Consider the following 16,816-nt stretch of genomic DNA (forward strand, 5'->3'; position numbering starts at 1 on the left):
CATGAGAGACGTGCCACTGTTTGTCTTCGGGATAGTCCATCCGCAACCTCCCCGCTATCTGCTACGGTGACCACTTCCTTTGCAGAATAGCGTGTGTCACCGCGAGGGTTAAAGGCGAACCTTCAGTCAACTTCCTGACTCCCTTGCGTCGGCGCCTCTGCGCTTCTTCCCGAGCGCATACGGCGTCATAGGTCTCTTCCACACGACCTCGCTGAATCTCCCGACTGATCGTGCTAGGGCTTCGGCCCAACTGCCTGGCAATGCCACGAATACTCAGCCCCTGATTCAATCCACGCTGTATCTGGTTTCGCTGATCGGGCATCAATTGCCTGTATTTTCTGGCCATCTCTCACCTCCGTCTGCCTTCGACCAGAGGTGTTGCACTTCATTTTAGAGCGCGCCATCTTATACAGCAACCCTGTTTTTCCGATTTGCTGTCGTTCCCGTCCACCGTAACGGAGACGTTTCTTCGCACCTGATTTGGTAATTTTAATCTGAAGTTTCACCGTTTTTCCGCGAGGAAAATCGGCATGGTTAACAAAAATGTCGGTCATTAAATATCGTGATTTATTCATGAATAATACTTATTTGCGAGCTATTTTGTTACCCTGTTTTTTTTGTTTTATTTCTTGTGAATCAGTTAGATAAAGGTGAACAGAACCGCCTTCCGTGATATAATGAATGTTCATTAACTCACTGATTATAAAACGCAAGAGGCCCTGTTCGATGTCCATGCTACGCGATTTACTCCTCCCTTTCCAATCGGCATTTTCTGATTCGCGACTAGGGCGCGAACGGGCTCAATGGTTCCCCTTCATCCTGTTGGCTATCATGGTCCCCTTCACCTCCTCCATGAGCAGCAATCTGCTGCGCTCCCTGCAGACCCTCTTTGGTCTGGATGTGAACGCCCGCCGCTTCTACCTCTTCATGGCCTCCACCCAGCTGGCCTGGGATCGCCTCTGGCCGATTGCCTGGAATCTGATTCCGTCCCCGCTGGTCGATGGGCGCCTGATCCTGGCCCTCGATGACACCCTCAACGACAAAACCGGCAAGCGGATCTTCGGCTGCGGCTTTTTCTTCGATCATACCGCCAAGGTGAATCATCCCACTTATCCCTGGGCACAGAATATCGTCATGCTCGGCCTGCTCAAGCCCATCAAAGGCCGCTGGGCCTGTCTGCCGCTGGGCTGTCGCTTCTACCATCGGCAGAAGGACATTGCGGCCGGCAAGATTAACGTCCGCCGTCATGGACGGGTGCCGGTCTTTCAGTCAAAAATGGCCCAGGCTGCGGCCATGATCCTGCCGGTGGCTACCCATTTCAGCGGCCACTCTCCTCTGATCGTCTGCGACAGCTGGTTCGGGAACAATGGCCTGTGGAAACCCCTGAATGCAGCGGAACCATCCATCCACCTGTTGTCCCGCTTGCGCAGTAGTACGGTCCTATATGCAGAGCCAGCGGATGCGGCCCGGACCGCCAAGGGTCGGCCCCGCAAATATGGGGATCGTTGCGGTTCAGTGACTGAGCTGGCGACGTCTTTGCGGGCGCAGGCGCAAAAGTACTCGGCCCAGCTTTATGGCAAAGCGCGGGAGATACGCGCCTATGATCAGATCTTCCTGCTCAAAACCCTGCGCTGCCCGGTGCGGGTGGTCTGGGTCTTTCGCAAAACCCAGTGGGTAGCTTTCTTCACGACAGATCTGACGCTCTCCGTCACCCAGATCATCGAATACTATGGTGCCCGCTGGAAAATCGAGGCCGGCTTCAAAGAAATCAAACAGGAAATCGGGAGCGCCCGCAGCCAGAACCGGACCGCTGATGCCGTCACCAACCACCTCCATTTCTGCCTGCTCGCCACGACCCTGACCTGGATTTACGCCGACCGGATCAAGGCCGACCCCAAGCGCCGCCATATCGTCAAGGGACGGACCAGTTTTGCCTTCTCCGATGTCCGCAAACTGATTGCAGATGAAGCACTCTCCGACCATTTTCTGGGACTTTGGCCCCATCTCTGCCAACCCCCTCATAAATCATTCACGCAGATGCTTATGCGTATGGTGGCGTAGCATTCGGCAAACTGTATCTCATGGAAATTGGTGAAACTTCAGGCATTGATACACACAGCCAGCGCCGTCGTGCCGATAACCAGATGAGGATTGTGTACACCGACCCAATAGAGCAACAACGGAACCGCCAGAATGGAGCCACCGCCACCTATCAGCCCCAAGGAAAACCCTACGATCACACCAGCCAGGATGCAATCAATATTTTGGCCTAATGTCAATGCAATCATAAAGTTTCACCATGACTAACAATTGAATAACTTTTTTCTAATAGAAAGTAGAGCTCCCTCGTCATCTTAGGCGATGGATCTGGGAATAAGCTTGAGCAGAATCAGGTAAGCCATACATAGTGGAGCGTTGACCATGTCTCCCATATATTTGGAGTTTATGGTTTTAATTACCGTATGTCCATGCTTCCTAATCATCTGTCTAACCCCAATCAATCAGCGGCTGCAATTCACAATTGCTGATCCCTAGCCGTGCAAAATCAAGAATATTTCCCGACTACGCCTCAATAGCAAACTCTTTAAGAATCATATAATCGTTATTATTCTTCAATATCATTGATATCATGCCTGTCAAACAGCTGCTATGATTGGTCCCAATTCCGTAGAAGCCAGCATCAGAACTCTCCACCTTTGACTGCATCAATAATATTGTCTTTTTAATCTACCAGTAATTTAAATATCTTTATTCCACGACATGGTGCGGTAGAACTGAAGCTGATAGTTGGCTTATAATTCATCAATTAAAATAATCATCTCCTTTTAACGCTAAAAATATCAGTCTGGATTTTATTTAGGTTATATCCGTCTGCTACCCAAAGAGGAATCCCTCCCTTTAAATAGCTGACATCGACAAATTCCATCTCTTTGAGCGCCAACGCTGCCAATGAAGATCTACCTGCAGATGGACAGTCACAGATGCAACAGATTTTCATCTGACGCGCGGGAGCAAGCAATTTGTGGTGACCTCTGAATTTTAGATCAGCGGCCATCTCTATGATACCTCGGGGAATTGCTATAGCACCCGGAATACTCCCATGAGATAGCTCATCCGCTTCTCTGACATCTATCACGATTATGGCTTTGCAGAGGATCAGATGATGCAGCTCGTTGGGCATCATCCCATGGATTGCTTCATGCGCCTCGTATATGAGGCTTTTCAACGTAGACATATCATCACATAGGTAGTAGGATTCATTTGTAAATAGTACAGGAAATAGAAAAATTTTTCGAGATGGTTGAATATCAAATTTAAGCATCATAATTTCGGTTGCTTACATACACTAGTTGCTCCTTATTTAGGTATTGTTCATTATTTTAAAAAAGGATGGCATCATGAACATAACACCACCAGATTTAACGACGATTATCAAGACAGAACAACATCATCTCGGAAAATATACTTTAGTGGTAGGTTTAATCTTGATTGTAATCGGCATTTTCGGCTTGCTCAGTCCCGTGATTCTTTCCGCAGCAACTGATGGCATCCTGGCGGGGATTCTTATTCTTGGTGGCGCAGTATGGATAGCTCATAGCTATCAACTGCATGCGCATGGGCTTGGAGACTGGCTCAGACCGCTTCTTTTGCTGATAACCGGAGCTATTATGGTAGCCCTTCCGGCCGCTGGCATCGCCAGCATTGGCTTGCTTTTTATTCTGTATTTCTTTATTGACGCTTACCGTAATTTTACGCGGCCCAAGATGTTGAGTGGAGTCGGACGTGGCTGGTTTTTTTTCAGCGGTATTATCGATGTGTTGATTGCGTTGCTTTTTATCGTCACCTGGCCGCAAGGTTCACTGATACTGGTCGGTATTTTTGTCGGGGTGAACCTTATTTTTGATGGAATAATCTTGATAATAGTGCGTAATGGTATCATCGGACTAACAAAGTCCTAAAGAATAACCAACCATTGTTGTGTCTGGTTCCATGAATAAACTTGTCCGTATGTTGCGGCAACTTTTTTATCCGCACGTTCACACCCTCGATTCAACCGGCCTTAGTTTCAGTCCAAAATTTTGGCTGCTTATTGTGTTTACCGGTATCGGTGCTGGGTTGGGTGCAGATTTTTTGATGTTCCTACTCTCCACGGTTCAACATCTCAGCTACCACTACGCACATGGATATTTTCAGGTGGCGGCAGAGCATGTCTCCGGCTTACATCGCTTGGGCGTATTAATTTCTGCCGGAGTATTAGCTACCTTTGCAGTCTGGCTGTTACGCAGATTGTCGCATGGTGCCAATAGTGATGTAGTTCACGCTATATGGTTTCAATCTGGAAGCGTGAATTTTTGGCATACCATCGCTCAGGCAATACTTTCTATGACCATCGTCGGCATGGGCGCTTCCCTTGGCAGGGAAGGAGCACCCAAACAGGTAGGAATGGCAATCGCTAGCCTGCTTTCACGGTGGGGAAGGCTCTCATCGACAGAGACGCGTTTCCTCGCCGCCTGCGGAGCCGGCGCAGGGATGGGAGCGGTTTATAATGTTCCACTCGGTGGCGCGCTTTTTGCGCTGGAAGTCCTGCTGGGTTCAGTGACTTTACCTCTTCTATTGCCCGCCATTACCACGGCATTGATTGCTACTGCAGTATCCTGGATCACTCTTCCTGACCAGCCCACGTACACACTTCCGATTTATACGTTTCATTTCGGAGAACTGTGCTGGTCGCTCCTATTTGGACCATTAGCCGGCGTTATGTCTGTTTTGTTTGTTCGTCTCATTATATGGGCGGATCTCCATAAGCCTCAGTCGGGATGGTTTATGTGGGCACCCCTGCTTATGTTTACCCTGCTTGGGATATTAGCCATTCCTTATCCACAACTCTTAGGAAATGGAAAGGATGTCACTGAGTTTGCTTTTAATAGTCAACTTCCTTTACTTCTAATGCTTACTCTTGTCGTGTTAAAACCCTTGGTGACGGCAGGGTGTCTTGGAAGTGGTGCCCCGGGTGGTCTTTTCACACCCAGTATTACCTATGGAGCGGTGTTAGGAGGATCAATGGGTGATTTGTGGTCTTTGATCTGGCCTGGAGCGGCTATTGGAAGTTACGCCGTAATTGGCGCGGGTGCTTTACTCGCTGCAACGATGCAAGCGCCTCTGGCCGCCATAGTTTTGCTGCTGGAGCTCACGCACAATACTATGGGCATTATGATTCCTGTTCTGTTAGCCATAGTATCCGCTGTTTTCACTGCTCGCCTGTTAGATAAGCGGTCTATTTATTCTGGCCCTGCCGGTATTGAGCCATTCATTGAGCAAGTCTCTACGCACCCAGTACATACTGCATTTGATGACCTGATCACGCCGTCATTTCAGAATATCGTGCCGATCTCTGCCAGCTACAGCCACCTTGTAAAGTTGATGGGTACTGACGATCCCCCGCACAATTTCTATGTGGTGGATCACAGCGGTCAACTCGCCGGTATGATTTTTTCGAAAAATCTAAGAACTGCGGACTTGCTGACGCGTACCTTGAATGTTGCAGCGGCCGACGATTTGAAAATACCAATTACCGCTATTCGATCTGATCAGAGCCGTAAAGAGGTCATCGATCTTCTTGATCAACCTTATTTTTCCGAGATGCCAGTGATTGATTGTGTCAACAAACGATATATAGGTGTTGTCAGGTCATCTTCGATAATCTGTAAATAGCTATTCATCGTAATCCATCTGGCTAGCCGCACCGGGGTGAACGTCAGTCAGTTTGTAGCGCGAGGAGATTCGACCGCTATCATCATCCGCGACTACGTATGCATACACATCCCACCACCTGAGCGCCCCAGCCAGTCAGGTCCAGTCCAGAAGGACGCAGGCGGGCTGAGCATAAAACGGCTTGCGGCCTGATTCATGGCTCATTCCGAACAGCGCATACATTGCACCTCATACCGTTTGATCCAGGCCTCCAGTGCTTCAATAGCTTCACTACCGGTTTTGACGTTGTCCAGGGCATGTTGGGGATCATCCGGTTTGATGCGGGCAATCCAGGCGTCTTTGTAAGGATCAATATTGATCAGGTGCGGGTCTTCCAACAATTGCTCGTTGCGGGCAATGACTTCACCGGCAAAGGGCACGGGTACGCCGCCCGCCCATTTGCCACTTTCCAGCGTAGCCACATGCCGTCCGGCCTCCAGATGTGTACCGATCTTTTTAATACGGGCTTTTTGCAGGCGGCCCGACATGGTCTGCGCAGGGTCTGTGACGCCAATCGTCAGCGTACCGTCTTCTTCCGGACGTACCCAGACATAATCGAGATCATAAAATAGGTCTTCAGGCAGTTCACAACCATTATATTCACTCATGATGTGGCCTCCGCCTCAAAGTCGAGAATACGTTTTCCCGCAGCTTCACCCTGATCCGCCAACGCGCTAGCCAGATAGGGATAAAGTTCGGTTTCTTCCTTGGCATCATGTTGCTTGAGTATGGTTTGGACGGTACTCAGCAGATCGTCAAAGGTCTCGGCATCCTGATCCGCAATGGCTTCCGCCATTTCTTCAAAAAACACCCGCAGATCCTGATGCCCCTTGCGAAGTAGCGCGGTCAGAGGATGATCTTCGCCACCTTCCTGTAGCTCGAAGGCAGGGAATAGGGTGCTTTCCTCCACGACCATATGACCATCGACAATCCCATGGCGAAAGGCTTCCAGGAACTGCGCAGCTTCCTGCCACGCATCTTTGCCGACAGCCTGGGCACTCTGCTCCAAAAGTTGATCCAGGCGTTCATGGTCATGTTGCATGATCTGATCTATGGGTGTCATGACATTCTCCAAAAAGGTTGCGGTGTGTTTCTACGGGACATGAACATGGCCGAAGCTTTGTTCAAGCGTATTCAGGAGCTTGTGTTCATTGGGCGCCGAGCATTTTCAGCACTTCGCCCAGAGGCTGTGCGCCCACTGTCTTCAGGGCACCGTCCACGACAATGGCCGGGACCGTTTTAATGCGCAGATTGCTGACGATTTCGCGCCCCTCGCGATCCGCCACATCCAGTACCTGCAGTTCCATCGGCACCTTTTCTGCGGCTTCTTTCCACACGGCTTCAGCCTGCGGGCAAACCGGGCACCATTTCGAAACCAGAATTTGTACTTTCATCATCAAATCCCCAACATAAAAAAGACGATCATGTCGCGAATCAGCGTAGCATTGCTAACCATCGGGCGCAAAAACGTCAAAATGGATCTGTGCATAGAACAAACCCCTGTCCATCTGGCAACCAAGAAGGGTTAAGAGGCATAAAAAATTAGCAATCAATTTAAGCTATGGCTTTTTTGTGACTAAAATACGAGATACGCTGACGCCTTATGACTGGTAAGTTTTAGGAAATCATACGCTGCAGATTGTGGGTTGCAGCAACTTCTGAGAACATAAAAACATGAGGAAATATATTTTTACCAAACAGGCACAACAACAATCCCCTCTCGGCGAGCAACTATCTACGCTTCTCGAAGCTCTCCCAGATGCATTTTTCTTCAAGGATGACGCGGGTCGCTGGCAGATCATCAATGAACCCGCCAAACGCCTTTTTCACCTGGAAGGAATTCCATGGAAAGGCAAGACCGATATGGAACTGGCGGAACTGCATCCGGACTTTCGGGAGATTCACGAGGCTTGCATAGCGGATGACGAAAAAGCCTGGCAAGCCAAACAACTGATCGTTGTCGAAGAAAAAATGGTCCGTGAAGATGGCCATCAGGCGACCTATGAAACGCGGAAGCTGCCTTTATTCAAAGAAAATGGTGAACGCGCGGGCATCATGATCATCGGTCGCGACATCACCGCACAAAAGGCGGCCGAGGAACGGATTAAGCAAATGGCGTTTTACGACGACCTGACCGCTCTCCCCAACCGACGTTTCCTGGAGACCCTGATGAAACAGAGCATGGCGCGTGCCAAACGTCATGATCGGCTCCTGGCAGTCTGCATGATGGATCTGGACGGCTTCAAGCCCGTGAATGATATCTATGGCCACGAGGCCGGAGACGAAGTGCTGATGGCCCTGGGAAAACGTCTGCCCGAAGCCTTGCGTAAATCCGACTTTGTCGCGCGCCTGGGAGGAGATGAATTTGTCCTGCTGGTGGAGGATCTTGAGGATCTGGACGATCTTGCCAACATCATGAAAAAAATTGAGAGTGTCATCTCCGCCCCTATTCCGCTGAGCCATGGCGAAAACGTTCAGATCGGAGCAAGCATGGGGGTCGCCATTTACCCCTTTGGGGATACGGACACAGGAGACAAACTCTTGCGCCTGGCCGATCAGGCCATGTACGAGAGTAAGGCAAACAAGGCCGATCGAGAGGGCTTCTGGGTACTTTTTGGTGAAGAAATCCACAAAGCCGTATCACTGACCCCTGCGCAACAGTTGCTGGATGCCGGGGCTCTGGAGGTCTGGTATCAACCAGTACTGAATACCCGGACACGCAAGGTGGTGGGTGTCGAAGCCCTGGCGCGGCTTAGGGATAAGGACGGTACCCTCTGGCCTCCGGCGAAGTTCCTGCCACAACTGCAGATTGGAGATCTTTCTGACCTGACCAAAAAAGTCTTGGCACAGTCTTTGTCCGACCTGCCTCTTCTGAATACACAAGGATGGTCTTTATGGGTTTCTGTCAATATGGATCCGCGCTCCGTCTCGAAAGGCTGCATCATCTGCCTGCAGGAAATGATCGCCCAAAGCAAAGTGGATCCCTCCCGCATCACTTTGGAGATTCTGGAGGGAGATGATTTCCTGGAACAGCAAAAGGCGTTGGATCATCTTCTGGAAATGAAAGCATTAGGCGTCCGGCTAGCCCTGGACGATGTGGGAAGCGCCTATAGTTCCTTGCTGCGGCTCAAGGATCTTCCTATTGATGAGATCAAACTGGATCAGGGCTTTATCCGCTCCTTGGAGCAGCGACCCCAGGATCTGCATTTTGTGGGAGCTATTCAGGACCTCGCTGCTGGCATTGGCGTGGATCTGGTGGTGGAGGGAGTGGAAACTGAGGACATTCTGGATGCGATTGTGGCCACGGGCGCGCAGTTTCTACAGGGCTATGCCATCGCCAAACCTATGCCGCTATCAGAATTGCAGGCATTTCTCCAGAGTAACCCCTGCTATGATCATCCGCATCCAAGCAGTCTGCTTGGATTTTATGCCAAACAAATCGCCGCCCATAATGCGTTGAAAAAAGTGATTTGCCAGGCCCCGCATCTAACCGACTATAGAACATTGGCGGACGCTACCGCCTGCCCCGGCCATCACTATATCCGCAGCTTAGGACTGAATGACAACCAACGTCTGGAACGACTCCATCAGGAGTACCACCGAACTATGGCAGCTATGGGAGAACAGTTGATTTCCTTTTCTGGTAATGGTGACTGGAGCGAAGCAGATCAAGCGGCAAGGGCTTTCGAGCAGGCCATCATAGAGTCTTATTGGAATAAGAAAATGACAGAGGAAAATTCGGTTCATCCTAAAAACAGCAGTTACCCCTACTGAAATAAGATTATCCATTTGATAAGATGAGGCTTTTCCTGCACATGGAGGCCACCCTATGGGTGAAGAAGAAAAACACCCGCAAAAGGCCATTCCGGAGGCGGTACAGACCATAATCGTCGACGCGTGACGCCCGGAAGGGATGTATTGACAATCATGCTTTGTTTTTCATCAGTAACACAATCAATATGACCGCTATAAAGCTCCAGAAAAGGAACGTGAATGCATCCAGTGGTTTCCAGGACCACGATGGCGGAGCGCGTCAGTACCAGATGGTCGATCTGGGTGAGTCCATTTTTCCCCGGAATCGTGACATTGTTCTGGATGGGCAAGCCCATACCCCGGATGGTCAGCGATACGGATTGTTCGCCCAGGTCGCCTTTCAGTTGGCGACGCAGTAAGCGCCCGCCAAATATGAACAAAATCGCGCCCGGAACCATGGCTTCTATAATCACGATACCAACACCTCCCCCCAAGGGTCTGACAGAAAAACAAGCAAGCGGTGATGCAAGTCCGGCACCTGGATTTGCTCCACCGGGACAAAATCCTTCGGATCATCCTCCCAAACAGGCAATAAAAAACCCGGCTTCAGACGTTGGTGATAGTCATCAATGATTTCGTACTGATCGGCTATCAACACTTCCCGGTCATAGCGTCGTGCCAGCCTTTCCCGCTGGCACAGGGCGACACAGGTTTTATGTCTTGCCGCAAAGCAGTCGCCATTATCCACGTTGATGGCGAGCATTCTGCCATCCCTCATGGCCCATTCCATGTCCGGATAGGGATAGTCATCCTCCGCAAACATGCGGCGCGTCCAGAACTGGGCAATGCCCCCGGCATGGTAATTGGCGGCGGTGAGCTTTTGTGTCCAGATGCGCTCGTTGACACGCGGATCCTGGCATTCTTCCCAATTCATCTCTGGATACGGAAAGGGCTGCGGGTAGCGGTCCAGGATCATTTTCAGGCCTTTTTCGGTGAGTACCAGGACGGCCTCCGGCTTGTTTTTGCCTTTTTTGCCTTCACGGATTCCACAAGGCAGGCTCCTCACCCATCCCTGCGCGAAAAGTGTCCGGTCCAGATCCCGCGATTCCTCTGGAGAAAAGAGATCGTTCAGCAAGAATGCCCGCGTTGTACTACCGAAGCGGTAAATCCAGTCCAAAGCAGCCAGTTGCACTTCTTTCGTGCGCCCTTCCGGGTTCAGGTTCGGGGCGAGTGTATGCACAGTCGCCATCAGAGCCCTCCCCTGCCGTTTTTCGCTATGGCCATGCCCAGCAGCGTGACAACCCCGCTGATCAGGTTGGCCACCAGTATCAATGCCAGCCCCGCACCCAGGGCAAGCACGGCCCAGATGCCGGCGATATGCAAAGCCTGGTGTATCGTATCTGCCCAGGAAGCCGGTTGCGCGGCTAACCAGGCAATATGCCCCGGATGAAAACCCATGAAGCGGTCCCTGTAGATCACGACCGCGCAGGCCAGAAGCCAGACCAGCACAGCAGCAGCCACACTGTAGAGCACCTGCCGAATCACGGAATCCTTGAAGGATTTTAAGGCGCTCATGACAGCGGATCCTTGTGCAATACCAAATGCACCCGGCCAATGGGATGAAAGATCCACCACCACATCGAGAAAATGCCAATCATGAAAAACAGAGGCAGATAAACAACGCCCATCGCCATGGGATTCGCCGGCAAGGTGGCAAGAACCATCACCAACAGGACAAACAGCAGGCTACTGCGCCAGTTAAAACCCCACCAGCAGGCAAACGCTCTATGCCAGGTAGAGACTGGCTGGCCATCTTTCTGCACGACTTCCATGCGGATATGTTCGCCACGGATTTTAATGGGCTTGGTGATCATGTGGCCGGCCCAGATTAGCACGCCGTAAAACAGCAGAATGAATAAAAAGATCAGGGTAAATGTCCGGCCCGCCTGAAGTGCCTGCGCCGGATCGTAGTGATGCAGGCTGATCCAGCCTTTTGCCGCCTCGTTAGAAACCACGCCGCCCAGCATCAGGAACACGGACATGCGCCAGAAATAGCGCCAGAACATGACGATGCTGACATCCAGATCCAAGCTAAAAAGTCTCATATCGACGCCTCTCTGATCGTGTCCCAGGTATCCGATTCCATATCGGATACCTCTTCCCAATCTTTTTCTGTTGGCCCGGTTGCGGGATAATCCACGGCTGCCCATAAAGCAGCCCTCAATGGCTCATCCAGATCATAGAAACGGATGCAACTCTCTATGGCTCTCATCATGCGCGGCAGCCAAATCTCGTAATATTGGCCACAAGAACCTACATGGCTTTCGATGTCTTTAATGAGTTTTTCGGGATCCGTGATAATCCGCCGACGTTTTTCAAAGGCAATCGCCAGTCTGCTTGGCATATTCAGTTCTTTGGCCATGTCCCGCCTCCAGTAATAGCGGGCAAGTCGTTCAATGATCTCCAAAGAATCATCACGCCTGGAATCCAGATAATCCTCCGGAGAAACCCCTGCGATGCGGGCATGGACCCGTATTTGCGCCACGCGCACTGCCGCGTCCGTATAAGCCTCTATTTTTTTGTTGCGTGATTTTCTCATAATAAAAGATCCTCAAACATATCGAGCTGCGCTTCTGCATCCTGCTTCGATTTTTCAGGAGTGGCAGGGCGGGGTTCGGTTTCCAATGTGGATTCCTTTATTTCCTCACGGGCTTGGAATAAGGGGCCAAGTTGCTGTGCGGCAGCCCGGATATTTGCCAGATCTTCAGAATCACCCGGATAGAACGGAGCTAAATAGGCCTGCGCCATTTCCTGCGTCCATCGCTCGGTCAAATGGTCCATAACCCCGGCCATGACCGCATAAGCACCCAGAGCTTTCCGCCAGGCCATAATCCAGTCTTCCTGACAGGCATCGAGGGCGGGAATGGCTGGCAGGCCGTTTTTATCAAGTTTCTCAGGCATGAGAAGCCTTTTTGGGCTTTTCACGATGATTTGGCCAGGATACCTGGGCCAGCAGAAGCAGCACGGCAAAGAGCACGCCCGCATCCAGGGCTATCGGCCAAGGACCGAGTGTTTGTGATCCCGCAACCGCGCAGGATGTGTGCGAGAACAGGCTGCAAAAGCCCGTGAGGGCATGGGCGGCCTGGTGGATCTCCGCGAGCTGTAGAAGCACCGCTGTACTTCCCAGAACCCCGGACGCCAATGCCACGTCCGGACGCCGTGCTATCGCCGCGAAAAGGATGCCAAACAATCCTATGCGCTCGATCCAGCACAATGCGCAGGGATCCCATCCATGAAAGATCTGCAGGGAGAACACCCAGATCAAAGCGATTCCGGCCAGGATTCCTGAAACAAAGCGGATTCCATTCTGGATACGGGTCCGGGTGAAGAATCTTTCCCAGCGAAGCAACAACGGTCCCAGAACCAGAGGCGTCACCCCGATACCGATGGCCAACAAGTTCCCATCCTTGCCAATCGGCAACCAATGCAGCTCGGCTACCACGGCGAATATCCCGCCCAAGGCGGCCAGAGCTGCCCATTTCCGATGCCCGGAGAGTATGGCTGTGGTGTAAACGGTCGAGAGCATGAGCGCGACGATGGCGAGCTTCATCCACCAGGGAAAAGCAGTATCCAGTCCGGATCCAGAAACACTAGAAACGCCCTCTGCGGCACTACTGGCGGCAGCCATGGCCGCGAAGCTCGTGGACGATGCGGAAAACGCCGAGATCCCCGCCTGGGCACCGGCCAGGCACACACCCCCCGCGCAGGCTCCGGCACTGGCGGAGAATACTGCCGCCAGGGTGCTGCCCAGGCTGGTGGCACTTCCGGCAAAGTTCCGCGTACTCATCCACACCCTCCAGCCGCACAATTCTGCGGGGTGTAGCCTGCTGGGAGCAGGCTTTGGGGAGTAGGATCAGGGGTCGTTGGCGGTGCTGTTACCACATCCCAGTTCGACGCATTGCTCTGGATCAATACCTGTCCGGTGCTTGCCGTGAGCGCAAGGATACCTACAGATGGGTTGTTAGCCGGGGCGGTTGGAGAATACGGCACGGAAGGATAATTCATGACCATGTAATCAATGGTGTCCTGTCCTGCCGGAACAGAAACATTGCCGGACCAGGGTTCGGAATTGTTTTCTGATTCCCAGTTGCCGTAAGCAACCTGCTGGCCGTTTATCCACACCCAGCCAATGTTGTCTGCTAAAAAGGTAAGATTAGCCTGGATATTCCCCAGCGTATTATCAAAAGTGGCCTGCATGACGCTGTAAGCTGACTGAGGCACACCCGTTGCTCCATCATTTGCGCCATATATCCACTGAGCATTTGCCGCCGTTATTTGCGGGTTCTGACACACATCCTGATACCAACCGCCGATAAGAGGGTTTCCTGTAAAATTGCAGGCCCAAGATGATGGATCCGGATATAAGGTTTCATCCGTGGGCGGTGTCGTGCATTCCGTGGATTGCGGGCCGTAATGACCGCAGACCCGTTCATACTCAACAGGGCATTCTCCCGTTATGTAGTACCAGGTAGAGGGGTTTGAGGTGATAATCGGCTGTTCGGTACCATTGATGTCTGCATTGACCTGCAGAATCCCATAGGAAGAACCACTACCGTTCGTGATTCTCATCACGATGGTATCTTTTCCAGGTGGCAGAGAAATGGCAGACGACAGCAATCCGTCTGTACCGGGATAGGCGTGAGCACCGGTATGTCCCACGTCCGAGTAGCTGGCCACTTGTGCGCCATTGACATAGACCGCGCCAAAATCATTCATGGCATACCATGCAGTACCTTGAATGGTGCTATCCGTATTGTTGTTGTAGAAAGTTTCCAGGTATTGCGTTACTCCAGATCCGGCGTTTCTGCAGTTTGTTGTTCCATAAATCCATTGAGCGTCGGGTGCATCTCCGTTGCCCGCCCATCCGTTTACTGGACCCGCGCAATAAGAGGCCTTTGGATACGGCTGAGGAGAACACTCTTCCTGTTTCTTGCACCGATAACACGGCCCCCAATACGGCATAAGACCTGTATGCCGGGAATGGATGTACTGGCTGCCGAGGGTGTTCATCTGCAGGTCATCGCCAGTGATGCCATAGACGGATGCGGCCAGAGACGGGGCGGGCAAGATGATGCCTGCTGACGCCATCAGAAGAGCTATGGACAGGGCGGCATGGCGCGTGATCATCCGGGCTCCTGAGTGCATTGGTTATCCGCGCACAACTGGCCTAAATACGCGACACCTCCGCTAGTCGGTGCATACCCATTCACACAACGGGGATTACTGGAGTCCACGGAAAAGGTAAAAGGGCCATATTCTGTGTTCACGGTAATAGGGCCACCGCTAAATGTTCCACCGTTCTGGGCTGATGCCAGCGTAATAGCTGACCCCGTTGCGGTCTGATTCGACTCTGTAGTTCCGCAAGAACCCGTTTGTGGATTATTAAATGCCTCAATACTGCTTCCTGAGCCAATCAGACCTGAATTTCCGCCGCAATAATTCCCGACCTCGACGGTCCCTGTAATGTTGATAGATCCTGAAAAGGTGTTGGTAGCCGGGTCATATTGAATAGTCTGAGTGTATTCCCCGCCATATTGTGCTGCCTGCGGGCTAGTAAAAGACCAACTCGTTCCACCCGTTATGGTCCAGGCATTTCCACCATTGTATCCATCGTAGCTAATACTTCCCGTGATCGGTGATTTTTCACAACAGAGAGGATCAGGGCTGTTCTGGTCGCATGAGCAGGATGTTGTGGAATTATCGTAATTCCCTGCCGAACTCTCACAAATACTGTAATCGCTGGTACATTCGGGCACCGCACTGGTTGCCGTCTGCGAACAGGTGCATTCATTGGTACTGTTCTGATAGCTGGGTAGAGCCGCCTCGCAGAGCTTGTAATAACTCGTGCATTGCGGGCTGGTGGCCCCTGTCGGACAGGTGCAATCATAATACTGGGCATCCGTCCCCAGACGGTTCTCCTCGATCTGCAAAAGATTCGGGCAATCCGATGCGGGAAGGGCTGAACAAACCGGTTGTGTGGCTCCGACTGGGCAGTAGCAATCCTCATTTGTCGGGATTTCTCCGGTCCCCATTTCCTGCTGCAAGGTCGTTTCGCAGTTATTCGTGGGTGGAGTTGTCGGCACCGATTGGGTTGGTGCCGACAAGGGAATGGTGTAGGACGTAGCCCCGCTAAATTCGCGGGCTATGTCGTCCTGAATGGTGTCGCCGGAATACGCCCAGGCCTGCGCCGAGAATCCCAAGAGGATTCCGGCAGCAAGCCATGCAAAGCGGGTATGGGCGACGGGCTTACTCATTTTTTGAGTACCAGATCCTTCGGTTCTGGATAGGCTTGTGTTTTACCGTCTTTCCAGACCATTGCGTGATCGCCCTGGTGATAGATCACCATCCAGCCGCCAGATGTGAGATCCGCTTCGTGCACCTGAATCCACTTGGGAATACTGAATCCGGGTTGGATGCGGTATTCAATGCTGGTCAGATCCATGAAGGGATAGGCCGCTTTGTGGGGATTCACCACATAGAAAGGATCCTTCCTGGCGTTCTTCCAGGACTGCACGATCCAGTCCATGCGGGCGGGAACTATGGGGATAACAGGAGCAACGCCATCGTATCCTTCCCAAGCCCAATCAACATTCGCATCTGCCCAGTTTTGCCAACTTACTTTATGAATTTTATAGATCGCATCTCCGGCTTTGGGCGACGTTCCACTTGCCCAGCCCGCCTGTTCCAGATCTCCGGCCCAGAGAATCGCCCTATGCGCCAGATTGTCGATGCGATTATCCACGTTATGCCCATCGGGGACGTAACGAGCGACCCAGAAGATTTTTCCGTTCTGGAGTTCCTGGCGTAAATGCTCGTACCCGACAACCACGGGATTGGCGTGAGGCGTCCGGGAAGCAGCCTGGAACAACAGCCCCAGGACGGGAACAGCGACCCCAGGACCAAAAGCGGTCATCGCCTCGCCGCCTAATCCGTTACCGGAGATTTCTTTCTTTTCCGCAATGGATGTCGGGGATACGTGCATAAAGACTTCATGGGACACAATCGCACCAGGACCGTCATATTCTAGGTCGAAACGTGTGGCCAGCTTGTTTGATGTTGCCTCATAAGCATTCGCATAGTTCGTTTTGAGAAGGGCATTTAGTTCAGCAGATTTTAAGCCGGTTTTGGGTCGCTCATGTGATGGTCCAACGCTTAACGTCGCTTCTCTTACAGAACATCCGGCCAACAAACCTACACAGCCCAATAACACGCCAGCGCGTAATACGATTTTCCAGTTTTCTTTCTGCATAGT

The 16,816-nt window shown here is 51.7% G+C and carries 20 protein-coding genes and 1 pseudogene; 4 read left to right on the forward strand and 17 right to left on the reverse strand.

Annotated features, from left to right (window positions below):
* Nucleotides 1-346, reverse strand: a pseudogene (locus H7F11_RS04730) (transposase); the annotation flags it as partial.
* 238 nt (nucleotides 347-584) lie between these two features.
* A complete protein-coding gene (locus H7F11_RS04735; RefSeq protein WP_193651472.1) occupies nucleotides 585-734 on the reverse strand; it encodes a hypothetical protein in 150 nt (49 codons plus the stop codon).
* Between H7F11_RS04735 and H7F11_RS04740 the strand changes: the two genes are divergently transcribed.
* Nucleotides 727-2,061, forward strand: coding sequence for a transposase (locus H7F11_RS04740; RefSeq protein ID WP_193650542.1), 1,335 nt, complete (start codon nucleotides 727-729; stop codon nucleotides 2,059-2,061). The two genes, H7F11_RS04735 and H7F11_RS04740, sit on opposite strands and share 8 nt — an antisense overlap.
* Before the next feature lie 38 nt (nucleotides 2,062-2,099).
* On the opposite strand, the gene H7F11_RS04745 is transcribed toward H7F11_RS04740, so the two are convergent.
* Together H7F11_RS04745 and H7F11_RS04750 are read right to left on the reverse strand one after the other, a co-directional pair.
* Complete coding sequence (locus H7F11_RS04745; protein ID WP_227485259.1) at nucleotides 2,100-2,288, reverse strand: TSUP family transporter; 189 nt, start codon at nucleotides 2,286-2,288, stop codon at nucleotides 2,100-2,102.
* A gap of 527 nt (nucleotides 2,289-2,815) precedes the next feature.
* A complete protein-coding gene (locus H7F11_RS04750; RefSeq protein WP_193650543.1) occupies nucleotides 2,816-3,325 on the reverse strand; it encodes a rhodanese-like domain-containing protein in 510 nt (169 codons plus the stop codon).
* Between the two features lie 73 nt (nucleotides 3,326-3,398).
* Between H7F11_RS04750 and H7F11_RS04755 the strand changes: the two genes are divergently transcribed.
* Nucleotides 3,399-3,959 carry an HdeD family acid-resistance protein gene (locus H7F11_RS04755; RefSeq protein WP_193650544.1) on the forward strand — a complete coding sequence of 187 codons (561 nt, stop codon included), beginning with the start codon at nucleotides 3,399-3,401 and terminating at the stop codon, nucleotides 3,957-3,959.
* 31 nt (nucleotides 3,960-3,990) lie between these two features.
* Complete coding sequence (locus tag H7F11_RS04760; protein ID WP_193650545.1) at nucleotides 3,991-5,712, forward strand: chloride channel protein; 1,722 nt, start codon at nucleotides 3,991-3,993, stop codon at nucleotides 5,710-5,712.
* Nucleotides 5,713-5,912: 200 nt separating this feature from the next.
* On the opposite strand, the gene H7F11_RS04765 is transcribed toward H7F11_RS04760, so the two are convergent.
* The 3 genes from H7F11_RS04765 to H7F11_RS04775 form a co-directional block, all read right to left on the reverse strand.
* Complete coding sequence (locus tag H7F11_RS04765) at nucleotides 5,913-6,359, reverse strand: glycine cleavage system protein H (RefSeq protein ID WP_193650546.1); 447 nt, start codon at nucleotides 6,357-6,359, stop codon at nucleotides 5,913-5,915.
* Nucleotides 6,356-6,814 (reverse strand): hemerythrin domain-containing protein, encoded by a 459-nt coding sequence (locus H7F11_RS04770; RefSeq protein WP_193650547.1) that lies wholly within the window; start codon nucleotides 6,812-6,814, stop codon nucleotides 6,356-6,358. Before H7F11_RS04770 ends, H7F11_RS04765 begins: the two co-directional genes overlap by 4 nt.
* 85 nt (nucleotides 6,815-6,899) lie before the next feature.
* Nucleotides 6,900-7,148 carry a thioredoxin family protein gene (locus tag H7F11_RS04775; protein WP_227485260.1) on the reverse strand — a complete coding sequence of 83 codons (249 nt, stop codon included), beginning with the start codon at nucleotides 7,146-7,148 and terminating at the stop codon, nucleotides 6,900-6,902.
* A gap of 277 nt (nucleotides 7,149-7,425) precedes the next feature.
* On the opposite strand from H7F11_RS04775, the gene H7F11_RS04780 reads away from it, so the two are divergent.
* A complete protein-coding gene (locus H7F11_RS04780; RefSeq protein ID WP_193650548.1) occupies nucleotides 7,426-9,525 on the forward strand; it encodes a putative bifunctional diguanylate cyclase/phosphodiesterase in 2,100 nt (699 codons plus the stop codon).
* A 53-nt stretch (nucleotides 9,526-9,578) separates the two neighbouring features.
* On the opposite strand, the gene H7F11_RS04785 is transcribed toward H7F11_RS04780, so the two are convergent.
* From H7F11_RS04785 to H7F11_RS04830, 10 genes are read right to left on the reverse strand one after another with little or no spacing between them, the layout of a single operon-like run.
* Complete coding sequence (locus H7F11_RS04785; RefSeq protein WP_193658019.1) at nucleotides 9,579-9,977, reverse strand: nuclease-related domain-containing protein; 399 nt, start codon at nucleotides 9,975-9,977, stop codon at nucleotides 9,579-9,581.
* On the reverse strand, nucleotides 9,974-10,753 hold the full coding sequence (locus H7F11_RS04790) for a hypothetical protein (RefSeq protein WP_193650567.1): 780 nt from the start codon (nucleotides 10,751-10,753) through the stop codon (nucleotides 9,974-9,976). The genes H7F11_RS04785 and H7F11_RS04790 overlap by 4 nt, the downstream gene beginning before the upstream one ends.
* Nucleotides 10,753-11,079 (reverse strand): hypothetical protein, encoded by a 327-nt coding sequence (locus H7F11_RS04795; protein ID WP_193650568.1) that lies wholly within the window; start codon nucleotides 11,077-11,079, stop codon nucleotides 10,753-10,755. The genes H7F11_RS04790 and H7F11_RS04795 overlap by 1 nt, the downstream gene beginning before the upstream one ends.
* Entirely contained in the window at nucleotides 11,076-11,609 is a 534-nt protein-coding gene (locus H7F11_RS04800) for a hypothetical protein (RefSeq protein WP_193650569.1), read from the reverse strand. Before H7F11_RS04800 ends, H7F11_RS04795 begins: the two co-directional genes overlap by 4 nt.
* Nucleotides 11,606-12,103: a hypothetical protein gene (locus tag H7F11_RS04805; RefSeq protein WP_193650570.1), complete on the reverse strand. Its 498-nt coding sequence runs from the start codon at nucleotides 12,101-12,103 to the stop codon at nucleotides 11,606-11,608. The genes H7F11_RS04800 and H7F11_RS04805 overlap by 4 nt, the downstream gene beginning before the upstream one ends.
* Nucleotides 12,100-12,465, reverse strand: a complete 366-nt coding sequence (locus tag H7F11_RS04810) for a hypothetical protein (protein ID WP_193650571.1) — start codon at nucleotides 12,463-12,465, stop codon at nucleotides 12,100-12,102. The genes H7F11_RS04805 and H7F11_RS04810 overlap by 4 nt, the downstream gene beginning before the upstream one ends.
* Nucleotides 12,458-13,351: a disulfide bond formation protein B gene (locus H7F11_RS04815; protein ID WP_193650572.1), complete on the reverse strand. Its 894-nt coding sequence runs from the start codon at nucleotides 13,349-13,351 to the stop codon at nucleotides 12,458-12,460. Before H7F11_RS04815 ends, H7F11_RS04810 begins: the two co-directional genes overlap by 8 nt.
* Nucleotides 13,348-14,691, reverse strand: a complete 1,344-nt coding sequence (locus H7F11_RS04820) for a hypothetical protein (protein WP_193650573.1) — start codon at nucleotides 14,689-14,691, stop codon at nucleotides 13,348-13,350. Before H7F11_RS04820 ends, H7F11_RS04815 begins: the two co-directional genes overlap by 4 nt.
* Nucleotides 14,688-15,818, reverse strand: coding sequence for a hypothetical protein (locus H7F11_RS04825; RefSeq protein ID WP_193650574.1), 1,131 nt, complete (start codon nucleotides 15,816-15,818; stop codon nucleotides 14,688-14,690). The genes H7F11_RS04820 and H7F11_RS04825 overlap by 4 nt, the downstream gene beginning before the upstream one ends.
* The gene (locus tag H7F11_RS04830) at nucleotides 15,815-16,813 is read right to left on the reverse strand and encodes a hypothetical protein (protein ID WP_193650043.1); all 999 of its coding nucleotides are present in this window, start codon (nucleotides 16,811-16,813) and stop codon (nucleotides 15,815-15,817) included. The genes H7F11_RS04825 and H7F11_RS04830 overlap by 4 nt, the downstream gene beginning before the upstream one ends.
* Between the last annotated feature and the right edge of the window lie 3 nt (nucleotides 16,814-16,816).

It is taken from the genome of Acidithiobacillus sp. HP-2 (assembly GCF_015100155.1).
Classification (GTDB): domain Bacteria; phylum Pseudomonadota; class Gammaproteobacteria; order Acidithiobacillales; family Acidithiobacillaceae; genus Acidithiobacillus.